The organism is Gordonia sp. CPCC 206044 (assembly GCF_048537895.1).
GTDB lineage: Bacteria > Actinomycetota > Actinomycetes > Mycobacteriales > Mycobacteriaceae > Gordonia.
This window is the reverse complement of the sequence record NZ_JBCLVL010000031.1, coordinates 1-9,729: the sequence shown is the minus strand read 5'-3', so window position 1 is coordinate 9,729 and position 9,729 is coordinate 1. Positions and strand designations below refer to the sequence as shown.

The window sequence follows — 9,729 nt, the reverse complement described above, 5'->3', positions numbered from 1 at the left end:
ACCCTGATAGGTGACCTCGGCGTTGGTGAAGATGCCCCCGGAGTCCTTCATGGACGCGGTCACGGTGTAGACACCGATCCCGACGGCCCTTTGCACGTGCACGTAGCGGACTGCCGCATACGCGGTCGCCAGCAGGCCCAGCACCACGACGATCGCGATCTGCGTTCGCGCCAATCGCGATAGTGGTGGCATTTTCCCCGAACCGCCTTTCCCGACAAACCTAACGCGCAGGCCAGCGCGGACGTCACCTTACTGGCGAGTTAGTTCTTCTGGCGTCGATCGTGGCGCACTTGTGCCACACCCCCGACGATGACCGTGATCACTCACGCCCTCCGCTGGGCGGCCGGTCACCGCCGGCATGCGACGCCGTCGGATGGGGGTCATCACGAGTGACCTTTGGCCCCTATGTGATGAACATCACAGGAGCGTATTCTGGGCGATACGCCCACCGACAAGGAGGAGTGACCATGGCAACTCACCACCTGCCCCACCATGAGAGCCACGGAAACCACCCGATGAGTGTCATCGGCTATCTACTGCTGCTCGGCGGTTTCGCTTCTGCCGCGCTCTGGCTCGTCTCGATGGCGGGCGGCGACGTCATCCCGGCCATCCTGTTCGGTCTCCTGATGGTCGCCGCGTTCGCGACTGCGGTGTCGATCCTGTTCACACTGAACCACCGGCACCATCACAGCCCGGTGCTACCGGACAACACCGACGCCGAACTCGGCCGCTACATGCGCCGCTACCGCGACTGAGAAGTCGACCCGCGAGTCACTGCAGACGGGGACTCAGCTCCCCGCCGGCAGTGACTCGTACTGCGCCACAGCCTTGTTCAGCTGATCGAGCGCCTCACCGTACGCGGTGAAATCACCCTTGGTCTGGGCTTCCTTCAACGCCGTGAGAGCATCTCCGATCGCCTGCACCGCAGCATTGCGTTCCGCCGAGTCGCCCTGACCCGGCTGCTGCGCGGCAGCGTTGTTGCTCTGCGCCGGCTGCTCCGACGAGCCGCCCTCCACGGGCGGTCCGCTGGCCGGCGCGGTCACCTCGGACGGGTTGATCCCCACCTGACGCAACGCTTCGGCGACCGTCGCGGCATAACCCACACGCGCGTCGTTGGACGCCGCGTTGTAGTAGACGAGCACCCGATACAGCTTCGGGACCGCGGAGTCATCGGTCTTGGACTGCGTGTACATCGGCTCCACATACAGAATCCCGTTGCCACCGACAGGCAGCGTCAGCAGATTTCCGTACGTCACCCGGGTGGTGTCCTCCACCTGTTTTCGGTCCGACGCGACCGGGCCGGCGCTCTTCATGTTCTCCTGCGCCTGCTGCGGACCGACCGTCTGTTGTGCCGTCGGCAGCATCTTGACCGTGATCCGCCCGTAGTCCTCCGGGTCCGACGACGCAGTCATGTACGCCGCGAGGTTGCGGGTGTTGAGGCCCGTCATCACCGTCGTCAGCTGGAACTGCGAGTTCTTGGCGCCCGGCGCCGCAGCCGTGAAGTAATACGGCGGCTGATTCAGCCCCTGCTGGGTGGCCTGGTCCTTCGTCGGATCGGACGGAACCGACCAGAAGTTGTTGCTACGGAAGAACGTCTCCGGGTCGGACACGTGATACTTCGCGAGCAACGCACGCTGGATCTTGAACAGGTCCTCCGGATACCGGAAGTGCGAGATCAGATCCTGGTGGCGATCGAGTTCGGCCCGGGTCTTGACCGTTCCGGGGAACACCTTCATCCATGTCTTCAGGACCGGATCTGAGGTGTCGAACTGATAGAGCTCGACCTTGCCCGTGTAGGCGTCCACGGTGGCCTTCACGGAGTTACGTGCGTAGGAGACCTGACGGTTCACCTGGGTGCGTCCCGTCTGCCCCTGGTTGAGCGCCTGCGCGTCGGCGGTGGCGTCCTGCAACGACATCCGTTGTGCATACGGATAGGTGTCGAGTGTGGTGTACCCGTCGACGATCCACTTGATGGATCCGTCGGCCATGACCGCCGGATAGGTCTTGGAGTCCACGGTCAGCCAGGGCGCGACCTTCTTCACCCGGTCGCGGGGGTCGCGGTCGTAGATGATCTTCGAGTTGTCGTTGATCGCCCCGGACAGCAGGATGTTGCGCTCGGTGTACTTGACCGAATAAAGGAAGCGGTTGAACCAGTTACCCAGGGACACACCGGAATCTGCGGTGTAGGTGTAGTTCTTGCCGTCTTCGTCGTACTCGTGGTCGCCGCTGGTCGAGCCGACGATGGCGTAGTCGGGGTTGACCTTGGCGATCAGCTCACCGAAGTAGATGCGCGGCTGCTTGACCTTGATCGGTGCGTTCGCCTGATACTCCGGGGACCGGATCGATTCGAGGTCGCTCACCTTGAACACCGGCAAGCCGCCGCGATCGCTCTCGCTGTCCGACGATGCTTCGTCGACCGTGTTCGCCGGCGCCGCGATGAATCCGTTGCCGTGGGTGAACACGGTGTGCTTGTTGATCCAGTTCTGCTGGTTCTCACCGTATTTCGACGGGTCGAGCTCACGTACGGAGACGACGAAGTCGCGTTCCTGACCGTCGACCTTGTAGCGGTCCACCGCCAGCTGGGCGGGGAATCCGTAGAAGTTCTTCAAGAACTGACGCTGGTTGAAGGCGGGTGCGATGACGTTGGGGTCCAGGATGCGGATGTTCGACAACGTCGCCGCGTCACTGTTGACCGCGACCGGATCGGCCTTGGTCGCCGTCCAGTCGGGTTCGTAGGACACATCTTGGTCGTCGCGCAGTTTGTAGGCCTGTTTGGTGGCCTCCAGGTTTCTCGCGATGTACGGCGACTCCTTCTCGGCAGCGTTCGGCTTCACCGAGAACTGCTCCATCGCCAACGGCCAACCGACCCCGATCACCAATGCCGACAACACCATCAACGCGGTCGCCAGCGCCGGGACACGCAGGTCCCGCAGCACGACGCCCGCGAAGAACGCGACGGCGCAGATGATCGCGATGGACATCAGGATCAGTTTCGACGGCAGCACCGCGTTGATGTCGGTGTAGCTGGCGCCGGTGAAGATCTCCTGTCTGCGTTCACTCGACAGCAGCGAATACCGGTCGAACCAGTAGGCCACTGCCTTGAGGAGCAGGAAGGTTCCGGCGAGCGCCGCCAGCTGGATACGCGCCGCCGTCGTGATCGACGGTCCGGTGCCGCCGCCGCCGAGCCGGATACCGCCGAACAGGTAGTGCGTGAGCAGATTCGCCAGAAAGGCGATCACGACGGAGACGAACAGCAGGTTCAGGACGAGCCGGTAGAAGGGCAGATCGAACGCGTAGAAGCTGACGTCGAGACCGAACTGCGGATCGGTGACGCCGAACTGCTCCCCGTGCAGGAAGGTCTGCACGGTGGCCCACGATCCCTGCGTGACCAGCCCGGCCAGCAGACCGATCAGGACCGACGGCACGATCACGAACCAGCGGGTCCGCGCCATCACCGTGGCCCGGTAGCGCGCCAACGGATCGTTGGGACCCGATGCCGGCACGAAGACCGGACGGGAACGGTAGGCCATCGCGATGGCGCCGAAGACGATCAGACCGACGACGATGGCGGTGACGAGGAACAACACGATGCGCGTCCACATGACCGTGGAGAACACTCGTGTGTATCCGACGTCGGAGAACCACAGCCAGTCCGTACCGAGTCCGACGAACCGGGGCCCGACGAGTAACAGCACCAGGACCGCAACCCCGATCCCGATGGCGATCTTGCTCCTGCGTGACAGTGTCGGCATCCCCGCCGGCCCGCGTACGCCCACCTACCCACTCTCCAAAGTTCTCAATCCGGACACCGACCCGGCACCTGCGGCGCCGATCGGTTCGTGCCACAACTGTACTGTCCGGACACCGTGGCGGTCGTCCGGGCAACGTCCGGGTGGCGATTTGGGTTCCCACACCACCCCACCCGGCATGATGGAACGGTGACCGATCGCCCTGTGCCGCCAGACTCTTCCGCCGCCGTGTCGCCCGATGCACTCGGCACCGCGCTCCGCGAGATCGTCGAGTTCGTCGATCAGGACGGGTGGGATCGGCCACCCATGCTGTTCGCTCTCGTACCCACCGCGACGCTCGCCCAGCGGCGTCCGGATCTCGTCGACGCCGACGACGACTCCGTGCTCACTCCCGTCGCGCAGGAACCGCTCGCCGACGGGACCGTCGAGGTCGAACGGGTGCTCGCCACCACGAGTTGGCCGCCGATGGTGGCCGGGGCGGCCCTGATCCAGGAGATCGTCGTGCTCCCGCCGGAGGCCGAGGCCGACTTCGGATCGGCCGCCGGATCATCGCACGGCGGACCATCACACGCCGAACCCGACGCGGCAGGTGCCGCGGCCCGCAAAGCAGCGCGAGCCCACCCGGGCGGACGGTCCGCGCGCCTGGCGGTCGGGGCGTTACGCGACGGCCGCAGTCTCGCTGTCCTCCACATCCGTCCCGAGGACCCGGACACCGACGCCCCCATCGAACTGCGCACCCGTGCCGATCTCGCGACCGAACTACGCGCGGCGCTGTTGCAGACGTTCGACGACGACTGACCGGTCGGCAGACCCGATCAGCAGTGCGGTGCCTGACGCCCGGCGCCGACGTCTCCGAGCGCATCCACGGCACCTTGCAGATTGTCGACCTTGACCAGCGTCAGGCCATCCGGGGCGTCCGAGGCCGCCTCGGCACAGTTGCCCGCCGGTACCAGGAAGACGGTGGCCCCGGCATCGCGCGCGGCGCGCGTCTTGTGGGTGATCCCGCCGATCGGACCCACGTCACCCTCGGCGTCGATGGTTCCGGTGCCTGCGATGAACTTGCCGCTCGTGAGTTCGCCCGGGCTGAGCCGATCGATGACCGCGAGCGTCAACATCATCCCCGCCGACGGCCCGCCGATGTCGCCGACGTTGTAGGCGATCTTCAAGGACGGGTCTGCGTTCACGACCTCGGGTGTCACTCCGAGGTAGCCGACCTTCGGATCGTCGGGTCGGGCGGCGAGCGTGACCGACACGGTCTGTGTCTGTCCTCCACGGACGATCTCGATGGGCAGTGCGGTGCCCGGCGCGTTGGCTTTCACCGCGGCCTGCATCTCGCTGGTGGTCGAGACCGGTGTGCCGCCGACACTGACCACCTGGTCCCCCTGCCGCAACACGTCGGCGGCCGGTCCGTCGTCGGCGACGGTGGCGACCTGGAGTTCGGTCGGGCGGTGCAGATACCGCAGGGCGGCGGCGGTCGCGTCGTCCTCCGACCCGGTCATGTCCTGCTGGTTCTGCTCACGTACCTGGTCGGGTGACTGGTCCGGCGGGAACAGGCGGTCACGTGGTTCGAGGGTGTAGGTCCCGCTCATCCACATCCCCAATGCCTGGAACAGCGACATGCCGTCGGTCACCGACACCGTGGTCAGGTTCAGGTTGCCGGTGGTCGGATCGGTCTGGGTTCCGGTGATGTCCACGACCGGTTTCGTCGTGGTCTTGCCGTCGCCCTGCAGGTCGACGGTGCCCAACGTGTTGACCGTGGGCCCCGGACCGAGTGCCACGAACGGAACCTGCACGGTCGTACCGACGAAGAGCAGTGCCACGAAGACCAGTGCGGTGACGGCGACGGTTGCGATCCGACGATGGCCGGGCTGCAATCTCATTCCGCTCACAGTAGTGGACCACCCTGTCATTGAGCGCCGTACGCTCAAGGCGAACACGGACGTGCGCACCGCCGGCACACCGGGCGGTACCGTGGAGACATGACTGATCTGCCCTTCGGCTTCTCCTCTGGCGACGGTGACGACGATCGCCGTAAGGACGACAAACGGCGCGAAGGCCAGGGCGGCGACGGCGGGGCACAGAACCCCTTCGGTTTCGCGACCGGCGGCGAGGGCTTCGATCCCTCCTCGTTCGACCCCAACACATTGGGCCAGATGTTCTCCCAGCTCGGCAACATGCTCAGCGGGATGGGCGCGGGCATGTCGTCGGGGACGGGCAGCGGCCCGGTCAACTATCAGGTCGCCACCAATCTGGCACGCCAACAGATCGGCAACTTCACGCCGGTGCTGGACAAGGAGACCTCGGCGGTCACCGACGCCGTGCGTCTCGCCGAGGTCTGGCTCGACGACGTCACGACCCTGCCGAGCGGGGTCACCCGGTCGGTCGCGTGGACGCCCGTGCAGTGGCTCGAGGAATCGATGCCGACGTGGAAGCGCCTGTGCGACCCGGTGGCGACCCAGCTGTCACGGACCTGGGAACAGAATCTGCCCGACGAGGCGGCCCAGTTCGCCGGCCCGATGATGGGGATGCTCACCCAGATGAGCGGGATGGCGTTCGGCACCCAGCTCGGTCAGGGGCTCGGCCAGTTGGCCAAGGAGGTGCTCAGCTCCACCGACATCGGCCTGCCGCTGGCACCCGAGGGCGTCGCGGTGCTGCTGCCCGAGGCCATCGCCACCTTCGCCGACGGTCTGGAACAACCCGCGCAGGAGATCGTCGTCTTTCTCGCCGCCCGCGAGGCCGCACACCTGCGGCTGTTCACCCACGTGCCGTGGCTGCGGCAACGCCTGTTGTCGACGGTCGAGGACTATGCGCGTGGCATCAGCATCGACTTCAGCGGGATCACCGAACTCACCGAGAACATCGACCCGCAGGAACTGCTGGCCGATCCGTCCAAGCTCGAGCAGCTCATCGGTTCGTCGACCTCGTTCGAGCCCACCACGACACCCGAGCAGAAGGCGGCACTCGTCCGTCTGGAGACGTTGTTGGCTCTGGTCGAGGGTTGGGTCGAGCAGGTGGTGTCGCGGGCCCTGACCGATCGCATCCCGAGCGTGGGGGCGCTGACCGAGACGATGCGGCGCCGTCGCGCATCCGGCGGTCCGGCCGAGCAGACCTTCGCCACACTCGTCGGCCTGGAGTTGCGTCCCCGGAAGGTCCGGGAGGCCTCCGCCCTGTGGCGTCAGCTCCTCGAGGCGGGCGACGTCGCGAAACGTGATGGGGTGTGGGCACATCCGGACCTGATGCCCGATGCGGACGATCTCGACAATCCGGCCGCGTTCATCGACGGGGTGATCGGCGGCGGCACGAGTTCGTTCGACGACCCCATCGCCCAACTCGAGGAAACCCTCGCGGCCGAGCGTGCCGCCGAGGAGGCCGAGCGCAAGCGCCGCGACGAGGGCTCCTCGGACAGCTCCGACAGCTGAGGGCAACCTCCACGATCACAGGGGACGCGCCCCTGTGGACAACCCGCTCGATCCGACCGCGGCGGGCCGGCGAGGTGGCACAGTGACGCCATGTCCGATCTCACCGCCATGGACACCGCGCCGCAGGCCACCGAGTCCCCCGACGCGACGGCCGGCGCCGAGCTGCCTGCGACGTTGCCCCTGGTCCGGCCCGCCACGCCGGTGCTGGTCCGGCCGGGCAATCGGGTCCACGTCGGCAGTGACCCACATCGGAGCCTGATCATCGACGTCACCGCGCCGGTCTCGGCGACGGCGGTCGCGGATCTGGTGCGGGATATGTCCCGGCCACGCTCACGCGGCGAGATGGTGCGCCGCGCCCGCGCGATCGGCCTGAGTACCGCCGACCTGGCCCGCATCGTGGGCCGTCTGACCGCGGCAGGTCAGGCCGTCCCCACCGACAGCGGTCGGGCATCGGCGACGCTTCGGATTCGGCTGCACGGTCGGGGCCCGCTCGGTGACCTGCTGGCGTCCTCGCTGACCGAGGTCGGCATGGTGCCCACCCGCTCGGTGCGTCGGCCCAGCGCACCACGAACGGTCGCGGACTGGGACACCAACCTCGTGGTCCTCACCGATTTCCTGGTGCACGAACCCGCAATCGTCAACGGGCTCAACGCGGCCCGGATCGCACACCTGCAGGTCCGGGTGCGCGACGGGGTGGGCGTCGTCGGGCCGCTGGTCCTCCCCGGACTGTCGAGCTGCCTGCGCTGCGCCGACCATCATCGCGCGATTCTCGAACCCGACTGGCCGTTGCTGGCCGCACAGATGGTGCACCTGCCCGGCTATGCCAGCGCGGCGACCCTCCGCGGTACGGCGGCCCTGGCACAGGAGCAGATCGAACAACTCGCGGGTGCGCTGTGGTCGGGGGCGAGCGGATCGTCGGTGCCTCAATTGTTCAACCGCGCACTCGAATTCCATCCGGCACCCGCGCGTCTGACCGCCGTCGACTGGCCGCCGCATCCGTTGTGCGGGTGTGGCTCCCCCGCCACTCGGGCCGGGTGACCTCGGGTTGAGCACCGCCACGCGGGTCAACTGGTCGGCTCCATCGTGGCGTCCACTATCCTGTGGTGGGGAAAGGACGCTATGAGCGACATCACGCGGGGACAGGGACGACGTAACGCGAAACTCGCGTCTCTGCCCATCGGTATGGCCGGACGTGCAGCCGCAGGCCTGGGCAAACGCATGGTTGGCCGGGACAAGGACGAAGTCCAGCAGGAGATGCTGGAGAAGGCCGCCGAGCAGCTCTTCTCGGTGCTCGGTGAGCTCAAGGGCGGGGCGATGAAGGTCGGCCAGGCCATGTCGATCATGGAGGCCGCCATCCCGGATGAGTTCGGGGAGCCGTTCCGGGAGGCACTGACCAAGTTGCAGGCCGAGGCACCGCCGATGCCTGCCGCCAAGGTCCACAAGGTGCTCGACCAACAGCTCGGCACACGGTGGCGGGAGCGTTTCCGCGAGTTCTCCGACGAGCCCGCGGCATCGGCCAGCATCGGGCAGGTCCACCAGGCCACCTGGTCCGACGGTCGCGAGGTCGCCGTCAAGGTGCAGTACCCGGGTGCCGACCATGCGCTCAAGGCCGATCTGAAGACGCTGTCGCGGATGTCGGGTCTGCTGCAGAAGCTGTCGCCGGGCACCGACGTCAAGGCGATGATGGACGAGTTGATCGACCGCACGGAGGCCGAGCTCGACTATCTCGGTGAAGCCGACAACCAGCGTGCGTTCGCCAAGGCCTTCGACGGCGATCCCGATTTCGTGATCCCGAAGGTGGTGGCCAGCGCACCCAAGGTCGTCGTCTCGGAATGGCTTGTCGGAACGCCGTTGTCGAAGATCATCACCACCGGCGATCAGGCCACCCGCGACGATGCCGCCGCCAAGATGGCGACCTTCGAGGTCAGTTCACCGTTCCGCGTCGGTCTGCTGCACGGCGACCCGCATCCGGGCAACTTCTTCATCACCGCCGACGGGCGCTTCGGGGTGCTGGATTTCGGTGCGGTCGGCCATTATCCGAACGGTCTGCCTCCCGAGACTGGGCCGATCCTGCGACTGGCCCGCGACAAGGAGTACGAAGAGCTCAAGGAGCTCATGGTCAAGACCGACTTCATCCGCCGCTCCCACGCGGATCGGGTGAGCGCAGGTGACATCGAGGCCTATCTCAAGCCGTACGTCGACCCGCTGTACACCGAGTCGTTCCACTTCACCCGCAAATGGATGCAGCGCGCCGCGGGGCAGGCGACCGATGTCCGCGGCGATGTCTACAAGACCTCGCGAAACCTCAACGTGCCCAAGAACTACGTGATGGTGTTCCGGGTGCTCGCCGGATGCGTCGGCATCGCATCACAGTTGGAGGCCAACGCACCCTACCGGGCCATCATGGAGAAGTGGGTGCCCGGCCTGGCCGACTGAACCGTCGGCCGACGACCACAACATCGCAAACGCGGATGCTCCAGGCAGACGCGAGTGTTGTACGGTATTTGTCAACCTGTCTGAGACAGGTCGGTTATTTGGGTTCTCGGTTTTCTGGTTGGTTT

Annotated in this window: 7 protein-coding genes and 1 pseudogene; 5 read left to right on the top strand and 3 right to left on the bottom strand. The window is 66.4% G+C overall.

Annotated features, from left to right (window positions below):
* Positions 1-192: pseudogene (locus AAFP35_RS26165) on the bottom strand (mammalian cell entry protein); the annotation flags it as partial.
* A gap of 275 nt (positions 193-467) precedes the next feature.
* Between AAFP35_RS26165 and AAFP35_RS26160 the strand changes: the two are divergent.
* Positions 468-755 (top strand): hypothetical protein, encoded by a 288-nt coding sequence (locus AAFP35_RS26160; RefSeq protein ID WP_419224613.1) that lies wholly within the window; start codon positions 468-470, stop codon positions 753-755.
* Between the two features lie 33 nt (positions 756-788).
* Here the strand turns inward: AAFP35_RS26160 and AAFP35_RS26155 are convergent, their stop codons facing one another.
* Positions 789-3,776 (bottom strand): UPF0182 family protein, encoded by a 2,988-nt coding sequence (locus AAFP35_RS26155; protein WP_419224612.1) that lies wholly within the window; start codon positions 3,774-3,776, stop codon positions 789-791.
* 162 nt (positions 3,777-3,938) lie between these two features.
* Between AAFP35_RS26155 and AAFP35_RS26150 the strand changes: the two genes are divergently transcribed.
* Positions 3,939-4,547, top strand: coding sequence for a PPA1309 family protein (locus AAFP35_RS26150; RefSeq protein WP_419224611.1), 609 nt, complete (start codon positions 3,939-3,941; stop codon positions 4,545-4,547).
* 17 nt (positions 4,548-4,564) lie between these two features.
* Here the strand turns inward: AAFP35_RS26150 and AAFP35_RS26145 are convergent, their stop codons facing one another.
* On the bottom strand, positions 4,565-5,629 hold the full coding sequence (locus tag AAFP35_RS26145) for a PDZ domain-containing protein (protein WP_419224610.1): 1,065 nt from the start codon (positions 5,627-5,629) through the stop codon (positions 4,565-4,567).
* Positions 5,630-5,728: 99 nt separating this feature from the next.
* Here AAFP35_RS26145 and AAFP35_RS26140 point away from each other — a divergent pair, with 99 nt between their 5' ends.
* The 3 genes from AAFP35_RS26140 (at position 5,729) to AAFP35_RS26130 (ending at position 9,604) form a co-directional block, all read left to right on the top strand.
* Positions 5,729-7,168 carry a zinc-dependent metalloprotease gene (locus AAFP35_RS26140; RefSeq protein ID WP_419224609.1) on the top strand — a complete coding sequence of 480 codons (1,440 nt, stop codon included), beginning with the start codon at positions 5,729-5,731 and terminating at the stop codon, positions 7,166-7,168.
* 90 nt (positions 7,169-7,258) lie between these two features.
* Positions 7,259-8,206: a hypothetical protein gene (locus AAFP35_RS26135; protein ID WP_419224608.1), complete on the top strand. Its 948-nt coding sequence runs from the start codon at positions 7,259-7,261 to the stop codon at positions 8,204-8,206.
* Positions 8,207-8,287: 81 nt separating this feature from the next.
* Positions 8,288-9,604, top strand: a complete 1,317-nt coding sequence (locus tag AAFP35_RS26130; protein WP_419224607.1) for an ABC1 kinase family protein — start codon at positions 8,288-8,290, stop codon at positions 9,602-9,604.
* Positions 9,605-9,729 lie beyond the last annotated feature (125 nt).

Excerpts from the sequence above, each read along its gene's own strand:
- AAFP35_RS26145 (WP_419224610.1), bottom strand. The coding sequence starts at position 5,629 with ATGAGATTGCAGCCCGGCCATCGTCGGATCGCAACCGTCGCCGTCACC.
- AAFP35_RS26130 (WP_419224607.1), top strand. The coding sequence starts at position 8,288 with ATGAGCGACATCACGCGGGGACAGGGACGACGTAACGCGAAACTCGCG.
- AAFP35_RS26135 (WP_419224608.1), top strand. The coding sequence starts at position 7,259 with ATGTCCGATCTCACCGCCATGGACACCGCGCCGCAGGCCACCGAGTCC.
- AAFP35_RS26160 (WP_419224613.1), top strand. The coding sequence starts at position 468 with ATGGCAACTCACCACCTGCCCCACCATGAGAGCCACGGAAACCACCCG.
- AAFP35_RS26140 (WP_419224609.1), top strand. The coding sequence starts at position 5,729 with ATGACTGATCTGCCCTTCGGCTTCTCCTCTGGCGACGGTGACGACGAT.